Origin of the sequence: Clostridium sp. AN503 (assembly GCF_040719375.1) — a bacterium.
Taxonomy (GTDB): Bacteria; Bacillota; Clostridia; order Lachnospirales; family Lachnospiraceae; genus Brotaphodocola.
Genome location: NZ_JBFDTP010000001.1, coordinates 708,714 through 728,344, shown reverse-complemented (window position 1 = coordinate 728,344; position 19,631 = coordinate 708,714). Strand labels below are relative to the sequence as shown.

Genomic DNA, 19,631 nt, shown 5'->3' with positions numbered 1-19,631 from the left:
GATTCTAATTAGAATGTAGGGGAGCATGAAATTAGAGAAAGGAGAGAAAGAGATGCCAAACATTGTATTAACAAGAATTGACAACCGTTTAGTCCATGGACAGGTTGCAACTCAGTGGTGTGGGGCCATCGGCGCAAACTTAATCCTGGTTGCCAATGACGAAGTAGCCGGCAACAAGCTTCGTCAGGGACTGATGGATATGGCTGCGCCCAGTTACGCTGCTATGCGTTACTGGACTCTGGAGAAGACTATCTCCACGATCCACAAAGCGAGCGACAAGCAGATGATCTTCATCGTGTGTGAGAATCCGCAGGATGTGCTTACACTTGTAGAAGGTGGCGTTCCGATCAAAAAAGTAAACATCGGAAACATGCATATGGCGGAAGGGAAACGTCAGGTTGCAGGCTCTGTAGCCGTTGACGACGCTGATGTTGCCGCATTTGCAAAGCTGCGCGAATTAGGTGTGGAATTGGAGATTCGTCGTGTTCCGACAGAAGGCGCAGAGAACATTGAAAAATTGTTCAAATAACCAGGTGTAGCGGACCGAGATGACGTAGACAGTTTTCTCTCCACTAGAACTTAACACCCGGAAAACAATTCTGGAAAGGAGATTCACAAACCATGAATTTTAACGCAATTCAGATTTTGCTGGTCGCTATTTGGGCGTTTATCGTAGCAATCGACCAGTTCGATTTCCTGGAGTCTCTGTACCAGCCAATCGTAACAGGTGCTGTGATCGGTGCGATCTTAGGTGATCTGCAGACAGGACTTATCGTTGGTGGTACATATCAGCTGATGACAATCGGTAACATGCCGGTCGGAGGAGCTCAGCCCCCGAACGCAGTTATCGGTGGTATCATGGCAACCGTATTCGCTATTTCTTCCGGTCTTGACACGACTGCAGCCGTAGGACTTGCAGTTCCGTTCGCACTGATCGGCCAGTACATGGTAACCCTGCTGTTCACTGTTATGTCCCCGGTTATGGGCGTAGCAGACAAGATGGCAGCAAAGGGCGATGCCAAAGGTATCGTTAGACTGAACTGGATGGCAATGGGCGCTCTGGGTCTGTTGTTCTCTCTCGTATGCGTAGCCGGCCTGATCGGCGGTACTGCGATGGGCAGCACTCTGACCGCTATTTCTGAGAAATATGCATGGATCATGACTGGACTGGGAGCAGCAGGCGGAATGATGCGTTTCGTAGGTTTCGCAATTCTGCTTCGTATCATGCTTTCCAATGAGCTTTGGGGCATTTATTTTGCAGGTTTCGCACTGGCAACCATCATCGGATACATTCCGGAGTTAAGCGGCTCTGCACTGCTGCTTATCGCATTTGTTGGTGTAGCAATCTCTCTGTATGACTTCCAGACACGCTGTGCAATGAAGTCTGCAGGCGCAGGAAACGCAAACGGAGGTGACGAAGATGGCATCTAATGCAACTCAGTATAATAATCTTACACCGGCTCAGCCGCTTGACAAAAAAACTCTTAATAAGATGGTATGGCGTTCACTGAACCTGCAGGCATCTTTCAACTATGAGAGAATGCAGGCAGCAGGCTGGCTGTACTGTATCCTGCCGGGTCTTGAGAAGATCCACGGCGATAACAAAGAAGATTTACAGCTTTCCATGGAGCACAACCTGGAATTCTTCAACACCCATCCGTTCCTGGTAACGTTTGTTATGGGTATTGTATTATCCATGGAGCAGCAGAAGGCTGATATCAACACCATCCGTGCCGTCCGCGTTGCAGCAATGGGCCCGTTAGGCGGTATCGGTGATGCTATTTTCTGGTTTACCCTGGTTCCGATCACAGCCGGTATTACGGCTAACATGGCGATAAACGGATCGCTGGCCGGACCTATTTTGTTCCTGTTGATCTTCAACATTGTGCAGTTTGCCCTTCGTTTCTGGCTGATGAACTGGTCTTATAAGTTAGGTTCTCAGGCTATCGAGATGCTGACTGCTAATGCTAAAGAGTTTACGCGTGCAGCTTCCATGCTCGGTGTATTCATCGTAGGCGCATTGACTTCCAACTATGGCGGTACCACCGTTGCTCTTACCATAGCAAACGGCGAAAGCCCCATCGTTATCCAGAATATTCTGGATGGAATTCTGCCGAAACTGATTCCGTTGTCCATTACCTTAGGCCTGTATTTCCTGATCAAGAAAAAAGGCTGGACTCCGGTTGCCTGTATCGGTATGCTTCTGGTTGTCGGCCTGTTAGGAGCCCTTGTTGGAATCTTCTAAGCCACGGCTTATGAAAGCAGTTATATTTGATTTTAACGGTACGCTGTTTTTCGATACCGACTTCCATCTGGATGCCTGGGCGGAGATTTACAGTGAATATCACAGTGGGTCCGATGAGGTCCCCGACCGCAGTTTTTACTGCGGCCCCTGCAATGATGTGATCATCCGGCGCATTGCGCCGCAGCTGTCACAGAAAGAACGTGCACAGTGTTCTTCCCACAAGGAAGCGCTTTACAGGAATATCTGTATGCAGAACCCGCAGAAGCTTCACCTGGCGGCTGGAGCAGAGAAGTTGTTTGATGCTCTGGAAGAGAAGGGGATTCCCTTTGCGCTGGCGACGGCGTCTATCCGCGCCAATGTAGATTTTTACTACAAGGTGTTTGGATTGGACCAGTGGTTTGACCGGGATCTATGCGTTTATGACGATGGTTCATACGCAGACAAAGGTCAGATGCAATTGGAAGCGGCGAAACGTCTGGATATCAGATTCTCAGAGTGCGTCGTAGTGGAAGACAGTATGGCGGGGATTGGGTACGCCCGAAAGAACGGTGCTGGACTTGTTGTCGGCATTGGAGAGGTCGGAACCCATCCGGAACTGATGGCTGCAGGAGCAGATTGTTGCATCTGTGATTTTACCGGGTTTGACCTTGCATGGATGAGTGAAAACTGATAAAGGCCGTTCCGTTGGCAGAAATGCCGGCGGGGCGGCTTTTTTTGTGGTGAAAAAAGTCTTGATCAGTGTTAAAAAGTGTTGTAAAAAAATTTGAAAAATTTTTAAAATTCGGATTGACAGACCCGCAAAAAATGTGTATGATGTAAAAACAATCATCGTCCGTTCTGGACGTAAGATTCTGAAGATAGTTCGTGTCATCAGACAGTTTCCTTGTGAGACAGTTTGGGGCATCGGTCGTATCGGCAAAGTATTCGTAAGCAGTAAGTAGTTATGGATGACAGAGTAAGTGTTTTTTGCGTGGAAAAGGGGGATGTCTAATCAGGATTGTTTTACTTTATGTGTTCCTGCTGGGAGCCGCAGTTACGGATCTGACCAGAGGGAAGGTCTTTAACACATGGCTGGCGCTGGGCGCGGTTTTGGGTATCTGCTGTGTGGGGCGGGATTTCTTTTGGCCGGCAGCAGTGATGCTGATCGCAGGTTTTTTTCTGTTCTGGTTCCGTATGATGGGAGCTGGTGACGGGAAAATGATGGCTGTTATTGCAGGGTATCTGGGACTGTATACAGGGCTTCGGGCGATCGGAACCGGGTTTTTAGTGGGAGCAGTTTGGTCGTTGTGCCGGTTATGGCGCGACAGGAGCTTAAAAGCTCGTCTTTGGTATTTTTTAGCGTATTTCACGCGCATGTTTCAGGAAAAAGATGTAAAGGCGTATGACGAGCTGTCCGGAATGGATGGCAGGCATCACATTCCCTTTGCGGCATGTCTGGCTGCGGGGGTCTGTCTGTATCTGATCTGTTCGGAGGCGGTTCAGTCTGGAGGGAGGATTTTATGAAGCGGATTATGGCGGTCTATGATGTGGACCCGTTTTATGCGGACCGGTTTGCGGAGTTTGCAAACCATAAGGAGACGACGCCGTTTACGGCGGTGGCATTTACCAGTATCAGCAGGCTGAAGGCATTTGCAGCACAGCAGCCGGTGGAGCTTTTGCTGGTGGGGGACGATGTGGAGGAAGCGGAGCTGGAGGGGATTGAGGTTGGGCAGGTCATACGGCTCAGCGAGACTGGGGCGGCAAAGGACGGCGCGCCGGCAGTGTACAAATACCAGGCATCGGACAGTGTGCTGCGGGAGGTGATGGCGTGCTACCAGGTACAGGAGCGGCCGGTACTGATGACTGCCACAGGAAGAAAAAGCCAGGTCATCGGTGTGTATTCCCCGGTCAGCCGCTGCGGAAAGACCGGATTTGCCGTTACTCTGGGACAGGTGTTGGCAAGAGAGAAAAAGGTGCTGATGCTGAGTTTAGAGGAGTTCTCGGGACTGGGAGCGCTGACTGGGACAGTGCACAGCGGCAGCTTGTCGGACCTGATCTATTATTACCGGCAGGGGACTTACAACAGCCTGCGTCTTGGCAGTGTCGTGTATAACTGGGGCGGTCTGGATTATGTGCCGCCGGTGACATATGCGGAGGATCTGGCGGATGTGCAGGGGGAGGAGTTTGCAGGACTGATGGCGCAGATCGCAGGGGAAAGTGTCTATGAGGTGATCCTGGTGGATCTGGGACATTTTGGCCGTGATGTGGAAAAACTCCTGGCTCTATGTGATGTGATCTATGTCCCGGTTAAAGAAGACGTGGTTTCCACCGCAAAGCTGGAGGAGTGGAAAGGGTATTTGAGCGCTTCCGGCAGGGGGGCGATGTGGGAACGGATTCGTCTTCTAAGGCTGCCAAGACCGCGGTCTGTGGGACCGCGGGAAACTTATCTGGAACAGCTTCTTTGGGGAGAACTTGGGGATTTTGTCCGTGAGCTGGTCCGCGGAGCAGGGAAAGGATGGTGTTAGGAGGATGGCAAAATGGAAAAAAATATGGAAAACCGGGAGATACTGGACCGGATCAAGGGAGAGATCCGGGAAGAGCTGCAAAGCCGAAGCCAGGTTGAGGATGAGGAATTGTATGAATGCATCGACCAGGCGATCGCACGTGAGGCGTCGTGCCGTTACCTGCCGCTGAGACAGCGGCTGGAGCTGAAGAACCGGTTGTTTGATGCATTCCGTAGGCTGGATATCCTGCAGGAGCTGGTGGACGATCCGGAAGTGACGGAGATCATGGTCAATGGCAGAGACAATATCTTTTTGGAAAAAAAGGGCCGTCTGCAGCGCTGGGAACGGGGATTTGATGAAACAGAACAGCTGGAAGATATGATACAGCAGATTGTCAGCCGGATAAACCGGGCGGTAAATGTGGCTCATCCCATTGCGGATGCCAGGCTGGAGGACGGTTCCCGTGTCCATGTGGTACTGCCTCCGGTGGCTCTCGATGGACCGGTAGTCACCATACGGAAATTCCCGGAGCCGATCACTGCGGAAAAACTGATCGCTATGGGGTCTCTGAGCGCGGAGGCGTCGGAGTTTTTGGAGCGGCTTGTAAAGTCGGGCTACAATCTGTTCATCAGTGGCGGGACAGGTTCGGGCAAGACCACATTTTTAAATGCCATGTCCGGTTTTATTCCGGAAACGGAACGGGTGATCACGATCGAGGATTCGGCGGAGCTGCAGATCCGGCAGGTCCCGAACCTGGTACGGTTGGAGACGCGCAACGCCAACACAGAGGGGGAGGGGGCTATCGAGATCAGCGACCTGATCCGGGCTTCGCTCAGAATGCGGCCAGATTGTCGCAAGATGAAAAAGAGAAGATTAAATCATAATGTAATATGAAGAGTCTCGCCATCCCATACGCATTCTTTGAGGATGTCTTTAGCTATTTTGTTCCGTTCTTCAGGTGAAAACAGATCAAAGTCTGAAACGAGCCGACAGATTTCTTCACGCTTGGATATGGCTCTCATCTTGTCATCCTCATTTCTTATTTCTTCAGATTTCGCTAAGAGGAGATCACTTTGTAGGGAAATCAGTTCGGCATCTAAACGCTCTATTTCTTTGATAATATATTTCGTAGCAGTGGACTCGGAGTTAGCGGCCAGCGCAGCAGTAAGGTTATTTACCTGCTCCTGCGTGTTCCGGATGCTGGCGCGGATAGAAGCAGCTGATTTCTTGGACTTTGGGTTCTCTCTTTTTTTCATATATTTGTCAATCTCATTCGGATCAACCTGAATTTTATGAAAGATATCCAAGACCTTGTTGTCTAAAAATTCTGTCTTGATAAAGTGGCGCTGGCAATACTCTTCGCCCTGGCGCATTTGCCTTAAACAGAAGTACCACGAGCCGTATGTGTTGTCTACTTTGCGTTTCCAGCTTATCCTCATAACGGATCCACAGGAGCAGTGCAAGATTCCCTTTAACAACGTAGGAGGATGTTTTGATGTTTTGTTAAAGGTATTCTGTTGTAGCTGACGTATAATCTGAAAGTATCGCTCCGCATCCATGATTGGACGATGCCGGCCAATGCACACAAGCCATTTTTCTTGCGGGTTATGTATATGTTTCCCCTTCTGCTCCGAGGTACGCCCGTAGATTATGATTCCGTGCTTTCCGTCCCAATTCTCACGGGCAGAGCGCGTCTGTTCCATCTGGCAACCTTTTGATTCAAAAAAATCATACATTTCCTGTGTGTTTGCAACGCATTGCGGAGCGGTTAATATTGTGTAGATCTGATTGGTCGAGAAGAATTTCCCATTTTGTGTTTTTATGCCATTTTTTCTTAAATATCGCTCCATCCCGGATAAGCTCAATTGGTTATCCAGAAAAATCGATATAAGATTATTTCTATATTCAACAATTTCTGCCACAGGCTCCAATACTTTGTGTACCTTTCCGTTTTCTGTAACTGGAATGAGTGTGTACCCTATGGGAGGTCTTCCTCCAGACCAGTACCCGTACACGGCCAGAGAGCGTGAGTTGTCGTAAGACCGTATGGAGTCCTGCTTCACTTCATACGTGGCCATCATGGCTGCGATATATGCCATCACTTCGCCGATCAGGGGAAGGGACGAGTCGATGCCTTCTCGTACTGCGATGAGTTGCACGCCCTTTTCATCGACGAGCTTAGAATAGAAAAGAGAAAAGTCTTTCATGTTTCCGCTAGCGCGATCTATTCTATATACACATACCAAATCAAGAAAATGATTGTCCACATCACGCATCATTCGTTGCCAGTCTGGACGGTCTGTATTCCTTCGTGTAAATCCTTCATCCGCATAGATAGTTATGGATTCTATCTCCCCAGGAGCTGGATATTTTAATTTTAGGTGTGCTGTGCAGGTATCAATCTGCATTTTGATTGAATCAGATTTTTCACTATCGACAGTTCTTCTGGCATATATTCCCACGCGGAGGCCAGTCTGTTTTTTGTTTCGCATTATATCACCCTCCTTAAAAATAAGTATAAAAAATACACCCATTGACCGGGGGTGCTCCGAATGATATAATACAGGTGTCGAGCGGGTATTATATGTTGGGAGTGATCCCGGTAATAGTATCTATGTGAAAACCGCTTCTGTTATCAGCAGGGCGGTTTTTGCATTATAAAGCAGCAGTCTATTTTCTGTATTTTTTGGGAGTATACTTTTCTTTGTTGCGTTGTTTGCTAATTATAAAAGCACAATGCATAGCTTTTATTAAGCATTCCTTTGTGTCTTCGTCAAGATCCTGATCATCTAACTTTTGGCGTTCGATTTTTAAGGAATTTTCAATATCGCGCAGATCTCTTTTCGTCAAACCAGTCAAATCAACAGGGTCATTTGAGCAAATTATCATGCCTATGCCACCTCGTTAAAATCCAAATCGTTAATACCCTCATTTACAATTTCAAAAATGTCATTCTTTGCAATGAAGGAGATCCAAGATTCGCGCAGGTCGGATTTGATTTCGTGTTTTAGTTTATTATAAAGTGGCTCCATGGACGCTTTCCACATATCATAGGCAGCTTTCTCCATTTTTTCTTCAGTCCAGCGACTCTTAGGCGCTCGTTTTGCATTTTTATCTGATTGATACCGCCGGGCCTTTTGTATAAATGCCTGGTAACCGTCAAGATTGGATTCCAGATATTGTAAAAAATCTTTGTATTTCATATTTAAAATCCCTCCTACTACATTTCTACTTTGCCAAGAACCTCGCCTACCAGTCGGATATCATCGCTGGCCGCGATATTATTTCTTTTCCGGTTGTGAGACAAAAGGCAATCAAAGCCTAATTCCTTAATAAAACATTCATTCCCCCGTGTGAAAACACCAATATGTCCGGTTGGAATTTCGTTTGCAATTTTAACATAGACCATGTCGCCGTCATAATAAGTAGGCTCCATGGAGTCGCCGTTGACACCGATCACAAAATCAGCTTCCTCGGATAAATTGTTAAGCGGAACCTCGATGGTGTCGGTGGGCACACTGTCAAAAAGATATTCGCCGGTCCCCGCGCTGGCCAATCGCTGATAGTAACTGATGATGCGGGTGGGAGCGGGTACGATATCGCTGGCAGCAGTCAGTTGGCTAAGTCGTTCTGTCTCCCAAGAGAGGACGGCATTGACGTGTGATCTACCTGCATCATCAAGTAAGCGATACTGCTTGATATGGTCATATTCGGAAGCCCTTAGGCGAAAAGAATTTAAAACTTCTTTTTCGTCAGTTAGACCAAGCAAGTAATCAACAGAAACATTAAACATTTCAGAAATCTGTTTTAAAAAAGTATGTCCAGGCTCTCTGACACCGGTTTCGTAGTTTCTGAGAGTGGTGCTTGGAATACCTAATTTATCTGCAAATTCATTTCTTTTAGAATATCCGTTTGAAATTCTTAGTTCTGTAAGTCGTTCTCCAAAATTCATAAGATCAGTCCTCCTGTATGCCCATTATATGTAATAAATTACAATATGTCAATAATTAAATGCTCAAAATGAGCAAAAAATTATAAAATTCCCTTGACAAAAGCTCGAAACGAGTTTATTATATAGCCATAAAAGCTCAATATGAGCAGAAAAGAGGTGAAAAATGCTCAGTAGCATTGAGGCGGAAAGAGTACGCAAAGGCTGGACAAAAGAAGAATTAGCAAAAAAGCTTGGAATATCTATTAAAACTTACTACAACTGGATAAATGAAGAAACGGATGTTCCGAGTACTGCCCTTGTGAAAATGTCAAGGATGTTTGGAACCGATGTCGATTATTTACTGGTAGGAATGGCAGGAGTGCCAGATGAGAAAGGAGCGTGAGAATAGTTGGAATTGACAACAAAAAAGAAAATCAATATTAGACGAGCGGATGTTGAAAAGATAATCGTTACTCTTCAGCAAATTATTACCCCTGTCAAACTTGGGGAACCATTCCGGGTTGTGATTGAATACTCCCCGGAACAGCCTACCGTTGAGATTGTTATTCTGGGAGAATAACGGAAACCAAATGCTCAGGAATTCCAATAACTTGAAACAATGGGTCGGATAAATCCCAGAAAACTTCAAATAACCCTATTTTGTCAAGAAAGGGAGAGCACAAAAAAGCAAAACTTTCTAGTTTACGACAATATTGATCTCTTTCTTCCAAAGAGTAAGGCCGTAAATCAACATAATATCGTATTAGCGACATGGAACATCCTCCATATAGTGTATTTCAGTAGTGGCAGTACTGATAACACCATTATAAAACAGAGGAAACAGAAAAACAATCAAAGAGATTTATAAGATATGTACATTCATCCAGCGCATGCGATAAGAAAGGAGCGTGAGAAGTGATCAAAGCACAAGATATAAAAGTAAATGTCACGTTCACCGAGGGCTACCAGCAGCGTTTTACTGAGGCTTGCCTGCGGCAGCTCCGGAACAGGGAACGAAAAGAATGCTTAGAAAAAGAAGAACGGCCAAATCAACCCATGGCGGTGTAGGAGGGACTATGAAATATTACAGATATATTCCATTCAAAAATCTTCGCAGGATGTATCGACGGAGACGAAGAATCAAGGAGGAAGCAAAACAGGCAGCGGTCCTTATGACAATCATGGTTTTTATAGTTGTTCGGGCGTTGTTATGAAAGAGGTACAACATGGCGATCGGAGGGGCAAAGACAATCGCGGAGTACGCGATCCGGAAGTGGATGGAGCAGGAAGGATTTTCACAGGAGTGTTTTAACGTGAAAATGGTAGGACCGCATACGGCGGATGTCATGGATGCCAGCGGGGACAGCTTGCAGTTGATCTATGACCCGGAGAATCGGGTTGTGGTAATGAGAAATGACTGGGGAGTCGGATCATGATCACTGCAAAAAACCATCAATGTAATTGGGCGAGGAGGATAAACATGCAATTAAAAACAGTTAGAGGTAGAGAAGCAAAATCAAATAAAGTGACCATAATCATCAGGGCGGAGAATCAGGAAAAAGCGAATAAGTTACTCGCAGACATGAAAAAGGCGGTTATCAGAGAAAACCGCCACATGGATCATTCTATTGAGTTTGAGATTTTTTGCATTACGAAATCTTGTAATGAGACAACAACTTTTTTATCTTAGCCTGCAAATTTCTAATGTCGATCGATGCGGATTTAATTTCAGAAAGAACGTCTTTAGAGTAGGATGGGTCTTTGGAACACTCTTTAAGATATTCAAGCGCATTATCGACAGCGTGGGCCAGCGTGAAGATTTCTTTGTAAGTAAAGATAATATCACCACATGGGTCATCAGGGGAAAAGTGACGAGTGGAAGTATTGGAATCATAATCAGCCGGAACAGTGGATGATTCAACAGAATCATAGTCAATGCTGGAATATTCACTTTCTATGGCTTCAAATGATAAGGCAGCAGGACAATCATCATCAGCTTCTATTTCGTAGATATCAATATACTCATAACCTTCTGAAATGATTTGTGTGAGAAGTTTTAACAGATCGGATGTTTTATAAGTTGCCATATTAATTTCCTCCTGGATATGTAGTTTTCTTAATTATATGACTAGAAGAAAATAAAAGCAATCTTGTATTAAAAAAATGGAAGGAGAAACAGCATGCAGAATTTAGAAGATATAGAAATTTGGTTGGACAAGTTGTCCGATGATGACAACCAAATGAGCAATGAGCAGATCGTACAGGGATTTTTAAAATTCTACGCGCTGCATGGTCTGTCACTGGATGATGTGAAACACAGTCTGACAGACAGGGAGAGCAGACCTGAGTATTGTGAAGCAGCCATGCAGAACCTGCGGCTGGCCATGGAACACTTTGCAGACCGGGAGGAGAGCAGAACCCTGACGGAAGTACAGATGATTGTAGATGCGGTCAGGGAAGGAATACCAATCCATGTAGAATATTACGATCCTGACATTGATGATGACCCGTATGTAACGCGGGGATGCTGGTAAGGAGGTGACAACGATGCGGATAAGAGGATACCGATACCATAACACCTGCCGGGAGTGTGGCTGTCCGCTGGATGCAGGCGAGGGAGACTACTGCGAGGAGTGTCTGGAGGAGTTCGCCAGAGCGGAAGCCTATGCGCGGCAGTGGCATTTGACGGTAGAGCAGGCACGCGAACTGGTCCGGGAAGGTCTGGTAAGCGCATGAAAGGAATAAGGCACATTGACAACAGAAAAAAAGCTCCTGCGTTACGGCAAATAACGTTGGGAGCTTTCCTGTACAGCACAAAACTACTCACTAATATTATACGCTGTGCAGGCCGGAAAGTCAAGAAAATACAAGGGTTTTATGGCTTTTCTAACTTGATAAAAGGATTAACTTTAGGGGGACAGCAGGTGCACAGGTATAAGCAGATAGAGTACAAGGCAGGAGCAACGATAGAAGTGATCAAGTGCATCCCGCGGGGGTGCAGGAAGGGAGCAGACCGGGGGCTGGGGAGGAAGAAGACACCGGAGGAGATGCGGGAGGCGAACCTGAGGCAGGCGGCCCGGAAGCTGGCGAGAAAGATAAACGCGAACTTCCGGCCAGGGGACTGGCATATTACCCTGACCTATAAGCGGGAGAACAGGCCGGAACCGAAAGAGGCGCAGAAGGTCGTGGCTAAATTGCTGGACAATCTGCGCAGGGAGTTCAAGGCCAGAGGCTTCACTTTAAAATATGTTCTCGTTACAGAATACAAGCAAAAAGCCATTCATCACCATATGGTTATCAATCAGGTGAACGATGGTAAGGCAACAACTATCGGAATAGTGCGGAAGAACTGGAAGGACCGGGGACATATCCAAGCGGTACCGCTATATGAAGATGGGGAATACCAGACATTGGCCGAGTATCTGGTAAAGGAGACAGAAAAGACCTTCCGGGATCCGGAGGCGCCGTTTAAACAACGGTATTCTTGTAGCCGGAATCTGATAACACCAAAGCCGGAGTGCCGGAACCGGACGGCCAAGAAGGGATGGAAGCTGGATCCGAAGCCGAGGGCGGGGTATTACATCATAAGGGAATCCTTGTATAACGGATTTGACAGATTGGGTTATCCGTACCAGCGGTATGTGATGGTAAAAATCCATCCGACTGACGCGGACTGGGAACCCGCCGGATGAAGGGAGCGATTGACAGTGTACACAGTACATATAGAAATCGGCGCAAGCGCAAGTAATTACTGGGCGCGGCTGAGTTTTGAAGATAAAAAAGGCAAGACATACAAGAAAGAGATTATCAAAAATAGAAGTGCAAGTAAGCAAAGCAATCACCTGCAGGCCCTGATCGATGCCATTGAGGTCCTGCAAAGACCCTGCATGATCGATGTATATACTTCTTCCGAGTATATCATCGAGCCGTTCAAGCAGGGCTGGATCACGAACTGGGAGAAAAGCGGGTGGATGAATGCGAAAGGGAATACAGTGCGGAATGCAGGACAATGGAAGCAGTTAAGGAAGGCCCTGACGCCGCATTCTGCAAGATTTTTATATATAGATGGGAGAGGATAATATGGGAAGTAAAAAGCCAATCGGTATGATCCGGGTGGAGGATATCGCACAGATCAGGAATGAAATGTATATCGGAAAAGTGCTGGAAGAAAAGATCTATTTTGACAAGCTGGGAGAGCGCTTGATGAGACCAAAGGTTAAAGTGGTTGAAGTATGCGGTATTTATCCATATCTGGTAGCTGTGAAGGAAAAAGGACAGCCTGAGAAGCTGCCGGGACAGACGATCACCTATGTGGACCTGCTGCTTCGGCAGGTAAAGGAAGCGAGAGGAGAAGAAGATGTTTGATAAATTCGGGAAATTAAATACAGTTGAGGAACTGAATGCCGCGGCAGCAGGACTGCTGGCAGAAGGAGACACGGAGTCCATAATTGCGCTGGCGCAGGAAAATGGACTGGATGTGGAAGATGCGCAGGATTATGCAGATGGAATGGTGCCGGAGCTGGCAACGGTATATCAGGCCGCGGTCGGATGGCTGGGGATCCAGAGGACGCTGTACGTGAACAAAAGTAAGTATGTTGCAGAGCAGATGGCCTGCCATATCATTATCACCATGCTTTTGACCATGTGCACGGATCCGGAGCTGGTAGCAGCCGTCGTGAATAAGGATAAGAACGTGCTTGAAATTTACAATGCCATGGGGGCGGAGGCAAAAAAACACGCATCCGGCCAGCGGGAAGCCGTATCATGTGGGACGGACGAAGAGCTTAGAAAAATCATAAGGGCCTATTATTTAGACCCGAAATCCCTGAAAAAGAAACTGATGGCATTATATGTGCTGGATGGGGAGGGGTAACGATGCTGGCATACAAAGGATTTCATAAGGACCTGACCTGCACACTGGGAAAAGGAAGATACCAGTATCGGGAAAACGAATGGCATGAGGAGGCGAAGGCAAATTGTATGTCGAATGGATATCATTGCGCCGAAAACCCGCTGGACTGCCTGACCTACTACGGGAACTGGGACGAATCGGCATACTATCTGGTCGAAGCGGGTGGGGATATCGATGAAGATGGAGCAGACAGTAAGATATCCTGCACTAGAATCAAACTGATGAAGCGTCTGGATATCTATGATTTTATAGCAGCAGCCGTGGAATATATATGCAACCATCCGGAGCGCCGGATAAAAGCGGTAAACACAACAAAGATCCAGGTTGCAAGAGATATGGGAAAGGCGAGGGAAAACGGGGGAGTAATCGTATACGGAGAAGCGCCGCGGGCGACCGGCCCGGTAGGAAGCGTTATAGCTTTAGTCAAGATAAGGCAGGGTGAGCTGATAAGCATATCCATACAGCGAATAGATGGGAAAAAATACAAACCGGACAGGTGGTATGGAATATAGGAGGAAGCCATGGACAAAAAAATGATAGCTGCCATGCCGCACGGAGAGGCGGAGGACACGGGGAAGTGGGCAAGGGCATACATGGTGGATAAGACACTGGTTTTGGACTGTTTTGAAAGCCGGAAATACATTGGACGCTATTGTATGCAGAAAAACGGACGTTATGATTTCTTTTCCGAAAGAGAGCAGAAATGGCAGAAGAAGCGGCTTAATGTAGCATACGGTAATCCGTGGTACTACAGCTTAGACGTAACATGGAGCCAGGGAAGTGGAGAGATCATAAAGAGCTTCACAGGTTCTATGCGGGGATATAGAAATGGCGGAATCGATTATATGGAGGAGAATTATAACTCCGAAAAGAGGGATCGGGCGATGACAAGAAAAAGAGACAGGATAAACACATTGATGGATACGGTACCAGTGCTTCCGGATGGGTTTTACAACTGGCTGAATGATACCATTTTTGAAGGCCGGGAGTATATGTTCCGGGAATCGCCTGACACATGGAAATGTACAGCATGTGGAAAGAGGCATACATCAAAGAAACCATATAAGAACAATCAGGAAGTGAAGTGCAACAGGACCGGAAAGATCGTGATGGTAAAGAACCGGAGCAATAGTATAAAAAGACGGGAAAATGTCCTGATATTTCAGCAGACAACAGATCCAAGATGGAGCGTGGCGCGGCATTTTACAGCAGAAAGGATCTGGGAGGGAGCAGAAGGGAAAACAGAGGCTTATGAAAATATAAGATATATCCTCGGAAAAAACACAATTTCGGATCAAATGACTGGAAATACAGTGCCATATGTGGACTGGTATTACGGGCAGTATAACCAGGCCGATGAATTTGAACAGGATTGGTGGGACAGTAACAGGGAAAATAAGCGCTGCCAGTCAGAATACTGTTATCCGGACGGGGTGAAAGAAGCGCTTAAAGACACCCTGTATGAAAAATTGCGTCTTGAGACCTTTGCAGATCTCGGGTGGAAGCTGCAATACAATAAGGTTATGATCAACCATAATCACTGCGGATACATGGAATATTTTGCAAAGGCAGGGTTAAGGAGACTGACGGAAGATGCATCGAATGAACTGTCAGTATGGTCATACCGATACAATGCAGACTGGATCGATGAATCCGGACATAATGCGGCGGAGGTGCTGGGGATCGATATGCAGCGATTCCACCGGCTAAGGCAGAATGATGGAGGATCCAGGTATCTTGAATGGCTCAAATATGAGCAGAAGACCGGGAAAAAGCTGCCGGAGGATACGATACAATTTCTTGATGAAAGCAGGATTATGCCGGAGGATATCAAATTTATCGTTGACAGAATGTCACCGGTTCAGGTGGCTAACTATCTGGCCCGACAGGCGAAGGTATCAAAGAAAACTCCGGGAAGCCTGCTGGAATACTGGAAGGATTATCTGTCAATGGCAGTCAGACTGGAACTGGATGTAAATGACGAGATCATATACCGGGCAAAAGAACTGATTCTACGGCATGATGAACTGGTAGAGCAGATTAGTTGCATGAATGAGGATGCAGAAGCAAACAAAATGAGAGCGAAGTATCCGGATGTGGAGAAGATCCTTGAGAGAATCAAAACACGGTATGAATATGAAAATGAGAAATATCTGCTTGTGGTCCCGACAAGGATAGAGGAGATCATGCGGGATGGGCGGCAGCTCCACCATTGCGCTGCGTCCAGCGAGCGGTATTTTGAGCGGATCAGCAAGCAGGAGACATATATCATGTTCCTGCGCAGGAAGTCAAGGCCGTTGCATGCATGGTATACATTAGAGGTAGAGCCGGGAGGGACAGTCCGGCAGAAACGGTCAGAATATAACCGCCAGCCGGATCTGGATGAAGTAAAGAAGTTTATAACTGAGTGGCATCAGGAACTGAAGGCCCGGTTAAAACAGGAAGATCAGGAGCTTGCCGCCCGCAGCAGGGCAGTCAGGATCATGGAGATGCAGGAACTGAAAGTAGAAAATGAGCGGTTTGCCGGTGTGCTGGAAGCCGACTTGATGGAGGTTGGATAAATGCAGGAGATGAAGGAATATACACAGTATGCGGATTTTAAACAGGCGTTTGACCGGGAGTACAGGAACCAGACAGAAGGATACATAAGGATGGGGTATCTTCTCAAGGTGGCGCGGGATACGGACATATTAAGGGCGAGCGGTTATAAATCCATAGCAGAATTTGCCTGGAATGAGTACAAGATCCGGGATGATGCAGTGTCCCGCATGATCGATGTCAATGACCGATTCTCGGAAGATGGCTATTCTGACAGGCTTGACGAGAAGTACAGCGGATACGGGGCTTCGCTCCTGGCCGAGATGATCACAATGTCAGATGCCGTTATCGATGCGCTCCCTCCGGGGACCACAAGGGAAGTGATCCGGGAGGTAAAGAAAGAGATCCGGGATGAAAGCAAAGTGACGGATCTGGAAGTGCTGATCGAGGGACAGGACGGGCAGCAGGCGGATCTGGAATCAAACCTTGCCAGGATGCTGCACCAGTATTACCGGGAAAACAGTCGGGAATATCCGGGGATGCATAAGGCTATGACTGAGGAAACTGTCGATCGTGAAGCAGCAGTACAGATCCTTGCGCCAAACGGCGTATGCGTGAAATTTGCCAGGGTCCGGGGCGTGGGAAAATTCATGCTGTCGATAAAGGGGCGGGATCAGGATCTGGAACTTTTGAACGTAAGAGAAAACCAGACAGAAGCATACACATGGGAGGCGGCGCTCCGTGTTCTTTGTGGGCTATGCCCGACACCCAAAACGAGGACATCATGGGAAGCTGTATACGGAGAACCATATCCGGAGGATAAAAAGGAATTTGCGCCGGCGCAAGAGAAAAAGGCTGAACCTGTGAAGGAGGCAGAAGAGAAACCGGAAGCCAGGACGGAACCGCGTAGCGAGGACGGAACGGCAGCAGGTAGAGCGGAACAGAGGGACGAGGAAACGGAACCGCAGGAGCCGGAGACAGGAGCAGATCAGGAGAGCGGAGAAGTTATTGAGGAGACCGAGGCACAGGAAAGCACTATAGAACCGGCTAAAATAGAGGAGAAAGAAGATCCGGAACCGGAAGAAACAGAAACTGATACCGAAGAGCAGGATATAGATTTTGAAACGGAGATTCCGGAAGCCAGTGAAGCACAGGAAAGCCAAGTAGATACTAAGGGGGAGCCGGTGCAGCAGGGAATTGAGAGCTACCCGGACACCCTGCCGGAGAGCTATATCAAATGCCATGATGGATCCGAGGTAACAGAAAATGAGGAACACCGCAGATGGAAAGAGGCAGCGGAATGGTCAGAGCGACTGTCAAACACCTTCGAGATTGGGGAGTGGCCAATCGAACCGAAGGTGCTTGAGGAGATGGAGACCACAGCAGAAAACCTGCTGAATGCCATAAGAGCGTTAAGAGAAGCGTCAAAATAATGAAAAGCATCATGGAGCCGACACCAGCAGAGGAGTGCTTCCTCTGCGGTCGGTGCGGCCAGTTGGAGGAGCATCACATATTCGGCGGGAACCCGAACCGGAAGCTATCGGAGAAATACGGATTAAAAGTGCATCTCTGCTGCCGGTGCCATCGGGACAACCGTGAAGGAGTCCATGGAAACCGTGAAAAGATGGATCACCTGCATTGGACCGGGCAGCAGGCATTTGAGAGGACCCATAGCCGGGACGATTTTATCCGGATCTTCGGAAAAAATTATCTGGACGAGGAAAAAGTCGGGAATATGCCGGAGCAGGAGAGTGCGAAGCGGAAGCAGGACGCAAATTTAAACGGAATCATTTGGTTAAAATAATTGAAACGGTGACAAAATGTAGCCGTTTGAGAAAGAAGGCAAGATATGAAAAAAGATAGATGGATCAAAAGAGTGATGGGAATCCGGAAACAGGTTACTGACTGGATAGCAGAACAGGCATATGAATTCATTATCCGGTATTGTACACAGCACTTATGGACGGGGACATGTCGTGGATGTACATTCGAAAAAAGCGGTCACTGCCTGATTAGATTAAGAAAGAAATACGATCCGGAAACCTGCCAATATTCAAGGGAAACAGATCTGTACGATGGATGGGAATGCGGACTAACAGGAGGAGCCTGTCTGCATTGGAGAAGGAAGAAAAAGGACTGCACCATCGGGGGTATAAATACCCTGATTTGACTAAGGATACTGCTTTTGGTTTTTTAACCAGAGGATGTCCGCGCGGATGTAGTTTTTGCCATGTAGCAGCGAAAGAGGGACGGTGTAGCATCAAGGTTGCCAATCTTCGGGAGTTTTGGAACGGACAGGGGAAGATTAAGTTATGCAATTCTAATATATTTGCCTGCCGGGACTGGGAGGATTTGCTGGGGCAACTTGTAGAATCGAGGGCGGTCATAGATTTTACGCAAGGAATTGATGTGAGACTGGCGACGCCGGAGCGGATCGAGATGTTGAACCGGATGCGAATTAAGCGAGTGCATATGGCCTGGGATCAGCCCGATCAGGATCTTACAGAGGATTTTAAGAGATTTTCTGAGTGTTATAGTCGAAAGTCTGAAGCTGGAAAAGTAGTGTATGTGTTGACCAATTTTGACAGCACGATAGAGCAGGACTTACATAGGATATATACTTTGCGGGATCTTAAGTTTGATCCTTATGTGATGGTATACGACAAGGAGCACGCAGCGCCGATCTACCGGGATATGCAGCGTTGGGTAAATAACCGGATTATATGGCGGTCATGCAAATTTTTTGAGGATTATGTAGCTTAACAAATTAACATTTTCCGGGATTCTGAAGAAAGGAGAGACAATGGGACTGTTTAAAAAGCTGGACCTGTGGTCCGTAGATGATGGTTTGCAGAAAATTATAGATTATTATTATGACGGCAACGAAAGATACAGCCAGTATTGGGATCATTACAGTGACCAAATTAATGAAATGGGTGAACTTGCAGCCGATATGATGGGTGAGATGCGGGACATTAGGCAAAAGTTAAGCTATCAAATGCCCTGGAAAGAACAGCAGCAGTTTTGCGAAGATGATGAATGTACTTATACGGAGGTTGCCTGGTGGAATACAGCGGCCTGCATGTTATCGGATACGGATATGATAGAGTTGCTGGAAGGTGAAAACATCTATGGAAGCGACATCTGGGAAGAAAAGAACAAGCGGATAAAGGCGTTGGAGCGGCTGACGAAAAAACAGCAGATGTTTTTATACACAGAGGTAATCGGTTTTATATTCCGTTATCAGGAATTGGTTGCGGCATTTGAAACTATCACGGCGGTTATCCGGGAGCTGGAATATCATCAGTCGTTTGTGATTGGAAAATACGGCGTGGTTGCACCGGATGCAGCGTATCTTTAATCCTCTAAACTGAAATTTTCATAAAGAAGGAGAATTATGAAACAGACAACAAAAGAACGCCGGGAAGCCCACGCCGCCCAAGAGCGCGCCAGGCAGACCGGCTACGAGAAGATGCCGACCGGGCCCAAGCCGAAGACGTGGAGCGCGAGGATGCCGGCGTA

30 protein-coding genes are annotated in these 19,631 nt (G+C 47.2%); 25 read left to right on the top strand and 5 right to left on the bottom strand.

What is annotated here, in order from left to right:
• Window positions 1–52 precede the first annotated feature (52 nt).
• The 7 genes from agaV to AB1I67_RS03230 all read left to right on the top strand — a co-directional run bounded on the left by agaV (window position 53) and on the right by AB1I67_RS03230 (window position 5,622).
• Window positions 53–529, top strand: coding sequence for a PTS N-acetylgalactosamine transporter subunit IIB (gene agaV, locus AB1I67_RS03260; protein ID WP_367029138.1), 477 nt, complete (start codon window positions 53–55; stop codon window positions 527–529).
• Window positions 530–621: 92 nt separating this feature from the next.
• A complete protein-coding gene (locus AB1I67_RS03255) occupies window positions 622–1,431 on the top strand; it encodes a PTS sugar transporter subunit IIC (RefSeq protein ID WP_367028385.1) in 810 nt (269 codons plus the stop codon).
• On the top strand, window positions 1,421–2,245 hold the full coding sequence (locus AB1I67_RS03250) for a PTS system mannose/fructose/sorbose family transporter subunit IID (RefSeq protein ID WP_367028384.1): 825 nt from the start codon (window positions 1,421–1,423) through the stop codon (window positions 2,243–2,245). The genes AB1I67_RS03255 and AB1I67_RS03250 overlap by 11 nt, the downstream gene beginning before the upstream one ends.
• Window positions 2,232–2,915: an HAD family phosphatase gene (locus tag AB1I67_RS03245; RefSeq protein WP_367028383.1), complete on the top strand. Its 684-nt coding sequence runs from the start codon at window positions 2,232–2,234 to the stop codon at window positions 2,913–2,915. The genes AB1I67_RS03250 and AB1I67_RS03245 overlap by 14 nt, the downstream gene beginning before the upstream one ends.
• 341 nt (window positions 2,916–3,256) lie before the next feature.
• Window positions 3,257–3,748 carry an A24 family peptidase gene (locus AB1I67_RS03240; RefSeq protein WP_367028382.1) on the top strand — a complete coding sequence of 164 codons (492 nt, stop codon included), beginning with the start codon at window positions 3,257–3,259 and terminating at the stop codon, window positions 3,746–3,748.
• Complete coding sequence (locus tag AB1I67_RS03235) at window positions 3,745–4,749, top strand: hypothetical protein (protein WP_367028381.1); 1,005 nt, start codon at window positions 3,745–3,747, stop codon at window positions 4,747–4,749. Before AB1I67_RS03240 ends, AB1I67_RS03235 begins: the two co-directional genes overlap by 4 nt.
• Before the next feature lie 12 nt (window positions 4,750–4,761).
• Window positions 4,762–5,622 carry an ATPase, T2SS/T4P/T4SS family gene (locus AB1I67_RS03230; protein WP_367028380.1) on the top strand — a complete coding sequence of 287 codons (861 nt, stop codon included), beginning with the start codon at window positions 4,762–4,764 and terminating at the stop codon, window positions 5,620–5,622.
• Here AB1I67_RS03230 and AB1I67_RS03225 read toward each other — a convergent pair.
• From AB1I67_RS03225 to AB1I67_RS03210, 4 genes are all read right to left on the bottom strand, one after another.
• Window positions 5,607–7,220 carry a recombinase family protein gene (locus AB1I67_RS03225; RefSeq protein WP_367028379.1) on the bottom strand — a complete coding sequence of 538 codons (1,614 nt, stop codon included), beginning with the start codon at window positions 7,218–7,220 and terminating at the stop codon, window positions 5,607–5,609. The two genes, AB1I67_RS03230 and AB1I67_RS03225, sit on opposite strands and share 16 nt — an antisense overlap.
• Before the next feature lie 178 nt (window positions 7,221–7,398).
• Window positions 7,399–7,617, bottom strand: a complete 219-nt coding sequence (locus AB1I67_RS03220) for a hypothetical protein (protein ID WP_367028378.1) — start codon at window positions 7,615–7,617, stop codon at window positions 7,399–7,401.
• Window positions 7,618–7,619: 2 nt separating this feature from the next.
• Window positions 7,620–7,931, bottom strand: coding sequence for a hypothetical protein (locus AB1I67_RS03215; protein ID WP_367028377.1), 312 nt, complete (start codon window positions 7,929–7,931; stop codon window positions 7,620–7,622).
• A 17-nt stretch (window positions 7,932–7,948) separates the two neighbouring features.
• On the bottom strand, window positions 7,949–8,680 hold the full coding sequence (locus tag AB1I67_RS03210; protein WP_367028376.1) for an XRE family transcriptional regulator: 732 nt from the start codon (window positions 8,678–8,680) through the stop codon (window positions 7,949–7,951).
• A gap of 163 nt (window positions 8,681–8,843) precedes the next feature.
• On the opposite strand from AB1I67_RS03210, the gene AB1I67_RS03205 reads away from it, so the two are divergent.
• From AB1I67_RS03205 to AB1I67_RS03185, 5 genes are all read left to right on the top strand, one after another.
• A complete protein-coding gene (locus AB1I67_RS03205) occupies window positions 8,844–9,062 on the top strand; it encodes a helix-turn-helix transcriptional regulator (RefSeq protein WP_367028374.1) in 219 nt (72 codons plus the stop codon).
• Window positions 9,063–9,068: 6 nt separating this feature from the next.
• Window positions 9,069–9,239 carry a hypothetical protein gene (locus tag AB1I67_RS03200; RefSeq protein ID WP_367028373.1) on the top strand — a complete coding sequence of 57 codons (171 nt, stop codon included), beginning with the start codon at window positions 9,069–9,071 and terminating at the stop codon, window positions 9,237–9,239.
• A 335-nt stretch (window positions 9,240–9,574) separates the two neighbouring features.
• Entirely contained in the window at window positions 9,575–9,727 is a 153-nt protein-coding gene (locus AB1I67_RS03195) for a hypothetical protein (RefSeq protein WP_367028372.1), read from the top strand.
• Window positions 9,728–9,885: 158 nt separating this feature from the next.
• The gene (locus AB1I67_RS03190) at window positions 9,886–10,095 is read left to right on the top strand and encodes a hypothetical protein (protein WP_367028371.1); all 210 of its coding nucleotides are present in this window, start codon (window positions 9,886–9,888) and stop codon (window positions 10,093–10,095) included.
• 44 nt (window positions 10,096–10,139) lie between these two features.
• Entirely contained in the window at window positions 10,140–10,349 is a 210-nt protein-coding gene (locus tag AB1I67_RS03185; protein WP_367028370.1) for a hypothetical protein, read from the top strand.
• Here AB1I67_RS03185 and AB1I67_RS03180 read toward each other — a convergent pair.
• Window positions 10,309–10,746, bottom strand: a complete 438-nt coding sequence (locus AB1I67_RS03180; protein WP_367028369.1) for a hypothetical protein — start codon at window positions 10,744–10,746, stop codon at window positions 10,309–10,311. The genes AB1I67_RS03185 and AB1I67_RS03180 overlap by 41 nt on opposite strands.
• A gap of 93 nt (window positions 10,747–10,839) precedes the next feature.
• Between AB1I67_RS03180 and AB1I67_RS03175 the strand changes: the two genes are divergently transcribed.
• From AB1I67_RS03175 to AB1I67_RS03115, 13 genes are all read left to right on the top strand, one after another.
• Window positions 10,840–11,193, top strand: coding sequence for a hypothetical protein (locus AB1I67_RS03175; protein WP_367028368.1), 354 nt, complete (start codon window positions 10,840–10,842; stop codon window positions 11,191–11,193).
• A gap of 13 nt (window positions 11,194–11,206) precedes the next feature.
• Window positions 11,207–11,395 (top strand): hypothetical protein, encoded by a 189-nt coding sequence (locus AB1I67_RS03170; protein WP_367028367.1) that lies wholly within the window; start codon window positions 11,207–11,209, stop codon window positions 11,393–11,395.
• Between the two features lie 188 nt (window positions 11,396–11,583).
• Complete coding sequence (locus tag AB1I67_RS03165) at window positions 11,584–12,351, top strand: hypothetical protein (protein ID WP_367028366.1); 768 nt, start codon at window positions 11,584–11,586, stop codon at window positions 12,349–12,351.
• 15 nt (window positions 12,352–12,366) lie between these two features.
• On the top strand, window positions 12,367–12,738 hold the full coding sequence (locus AB1I67_RS03160) for an RNase H family protein (protein ID WP_367028365.1): 372 nt from the start codon (window positions 12,367–12,369) through the stop codon (window positions 12,736–12,738).
• A 1-nt stretch (window position 12,739) separates the two neighbouring features.
• Window positions 12,740–13,024, top strand: coding sequence for a hypothetical protein (locus AB1I67_RS03155; RefSeq protein ID WP_367028364.1), 285 nt, complete (start codon window positions 12,740–12,742; stop codon window positions 13,022–13,024).
• A complete protein-coding gene (locus tag AB1I67_RS03150) occupies window positions 13,017–13,532 on the top strand; it encodes a hypothetical protein (protein ID WP_367028363.1) in 516 nt (171 codons plus the stop codon). The genes AB1I67_RS03155 and AB1I67_RS03150 overlap by 8 nt, the downstream gene beginning before the upstream one ends.
• A gap of 2 nt (window positions 13,533–13,534) precedes the next feature.
• Window positions 13,535–14,083 (top strand): hypothetical protein, encoded by a 549-nt coding sequence (locus AB1I67_RS03145; RefSeq protein ID WP_367028362.1) that lies wholly within the window; start codon window positions 13,535–13,537, stop codon window positions 14,081–14,083.
• A 9-nt stretch (window positions 14,084–14,092) separates the two neighbouring features.
• Window positions 14,093–16,132: a PcfJ domain-containing protein gene (locus AB1I67_RS03140; RefSeq protein WP_367028361.1), complete on the top strand. Its 2,040-nt coding sequence runs from the start codon at window positions 14,093–14,095 to the stop codon at window positions 16,130–16,132.
• A complete protein-coding gene (locus AB1I67_RS03135) occupies window positions 16,133–17,542 on the top strand; it encodes a hypothetical protein (protein ID WP_367028360.1) in 1,410 nt (469 codons plus the stop codon).
• Complete coding sequence (locus AB1I67_RS03130; protein ID WP_367028359.1) at window positions 17,542–17,913, top strand: hypothetical protein; 372 nt, start codon at window positions 17,542–17,544, stop codon at window positions 17,911–17,913. The genes AB1I67_RS03135 and AB1I67_RS03130 overlap by 1 nt, the downstream gene beginning before the upstream one ends.
• Window positions 17,914–17,958: 45 nt before the next feature.
• Complete coding sequence (locus tag AB1I67_RS03125) at window positions 17,959–18,279, top strand: hypothetical protein (RefSeq protein WP_367028358.1); 321 nt, start codon at window positions 17,959–17,961, stop codon at window positions 18,277–18,279.
• A complete protein-coding gene (locus tag AB1I67_RS03120; protein ID WP_367028357.1) occupies window positions 18,225–18,872 on the top strand; it encodes a hypothetical protein in 648 nt (215 codons plus the stop codon). The genes AB1I67_RS03125 and AB1I67_RS03120 overlap by 55 nt, the downstream gene beginning before the upstream one ends.
• A gap of 40 nt (window positions 18,873–18,912) precedes the next feature.
• Window positions 18,913–19,470, top strand: a complete 558-nt coding sequence (locus AB1I67_RS03115; RefSeq protein WP_367028356.1) for a hypothetical protein — start codon at window positions 18,913–18,915, stop codon at window positions 19,468–19,470.
• Window positions 19,471–19,631 lie beyond the last annotated feature (161 nt).

Excerpts from the sequence above, each read along its gene's own strand:
- agaV (WP_367029138.1), top strand. The coding sequence starts at position 53 with ATGCCAAACATTGTATTAACAAGAATTGACAACCGTTTAGTCCATGGA.
- AB1I67_RS03255 (WP_367028385.1), top strand. The coding sequence starts at position 622 with ATGAATTTTAACGCAATTCAGATTTTGCTGGTCGCTATTTGGGCGTTT.
- AB1I67_RS03250 (WP_367028384.1), top strand. The coding sequence starts at position 1,421 with ATGGCATCTAATGCAACTCAGTATAATAATCTTACACCGGCTCAGCCG.
- AB1I67_RS03235 (WP_367028381.1), top strand. The coding sequence starts at position 3,745 with ATGAAGCGGATTATGGCGGTCTATGATGTGGACCCGTTTTATGCGGAC.
- AB1I67_RS03230 (WP_367028380.1), top strand. The coding sequence starts at position 4,762 with ATGGAAAAAAATATGGAAAACCGGGAGATACTGGACCGGATCAAGGGA.
- AB1I67_RS03225 (WP_367028379.1), bottom strand. The coding sequence starts at position 7,220 with ATGCGAAACAAAAAACAGACTGGCCTCCGCGTGGGAATATATGCCAGA.
- AB1I67_RS03220 (WP_367028378.1), bottom strand. The coding sequence starts at position 7,617 with ATGATAATTTGCTCAAATGACCCTGTTGATTTGACTGGTTTGACGAAA.
- AB1I67_RS03215 (WP_367028377.1), bottom strand. The coding sequence starts at position 7,931 with ATGAAATACAAAGATTTTTTACAATATCTGGAATCCAATCTTGACGGT.
- AB1I67_RS03210 (WP_367028376.1), bottom strand. The coding sequence starts at position 8,680 with ATGAATTTTGGAGAACGACTTACAGAACTAAGAATTTCAAACGGATAT.
- AB1I67_RS03205 (WP_367028374.1), top strand. The coding sequence starts at position 8,844 with ATGCTCAGTAGCATTGAGGCGGAAAGAGTACGCAAAGGCTGGACAAAA.
- AB1I67_RS03190 (WP_367028371.1), top strand. The coding sequence starts at position 9,886 with ATGGCGATCGGAGGGGCAAAGACAATCGCGGAGTACGCGATCCGGAAG.
- AB1I67_RS03185 (WP_367028370.1), top strand. The coding sequence starts at position 10,140 with ATGCAATTAAAAACAGTTAGAGGTAGAGAAGCAAAATCAAATAAAGTG.
- AB1I67_RS03180 (WP_367028369.1), bottom strand. The coding sequence starts at position 10,746 with ATGGCAACTTATAAAACATCCGATCTGTTAAAACTTCTCACACAAATC.
- AB1I67_RS03175 (WP_367028368.1), top strand. The coding sequence starts at position 10,840 with ATGCAGAATTTAGAAGATATAGAAATTTGGTTGGACAAGTTGTCCGAT.
- AB1I67_RS03170 (WP_367028367.1), top strand. The coding sequence starts at position 11,207 with ATGCGGATAAGAGGATACCGATACCATAACACCTGCCGGGAGTGTGGC.
- AB1I67_RS03155 (WP_367028364.1), top strand. The coding sequence starts at position 12,740 with ATGGGAAGTAAAAAGCCAATCGGTATGATCCGGGTGGAGGATATCGCA.
- AB1I67_RS03150 (WP_367028363.1), top strand. The coding sequence starts at position 13,017 with ATGTTTGATAAATTCGGGAAATTAAATACAGTTGAGGAACTGAATGCC.
- AB1I67_RS03145 (WP_367028362.1), top strand. The coding sequence starts at position 13,535 with ATGCTGGCATACAAAGGATTTCATAAGGACCTGACCTGCACACTGGGA.
- AB1I67_RS03140 (WP_367028361.1), top strand. The coding sequence starts at position 14,093 with ATGGACAAAAAAATGATAGCTGCCATGCCGCACGGAGAGGCGGAGGAC.
- AB1I67_RS03135 (WP_367028360.1), top strand. The coding sequence starts at position 16,133 with ATGCAGGAGATGAAGGAATATACACAGTATGCGGATTTTAAACAGGCG.
- AB1I67_RS03130 (WP_367028359.1), top strand. The coding sequence starts at position 17,542 with ATGAAAAGCATCATGGAGCCGACACCAGCAGAGGAGTGCTTCCTCTGC.
- AB1I67_RS03125 (WP_367028358.1), top strand. The coding sequence starts at position 17,959 with ATGAAAAAAGATAGATGGATCAAAAGAGTGATGGGAATCCGGAAACAG.
- AB1I67_RS03115 (WP_367028356.1), top strand. The coding sequence starts at position 18,913 with ATGGGACTGTTTAAAAAGCTGGACCTGTGGTCCGTAGATGATGGTTTG.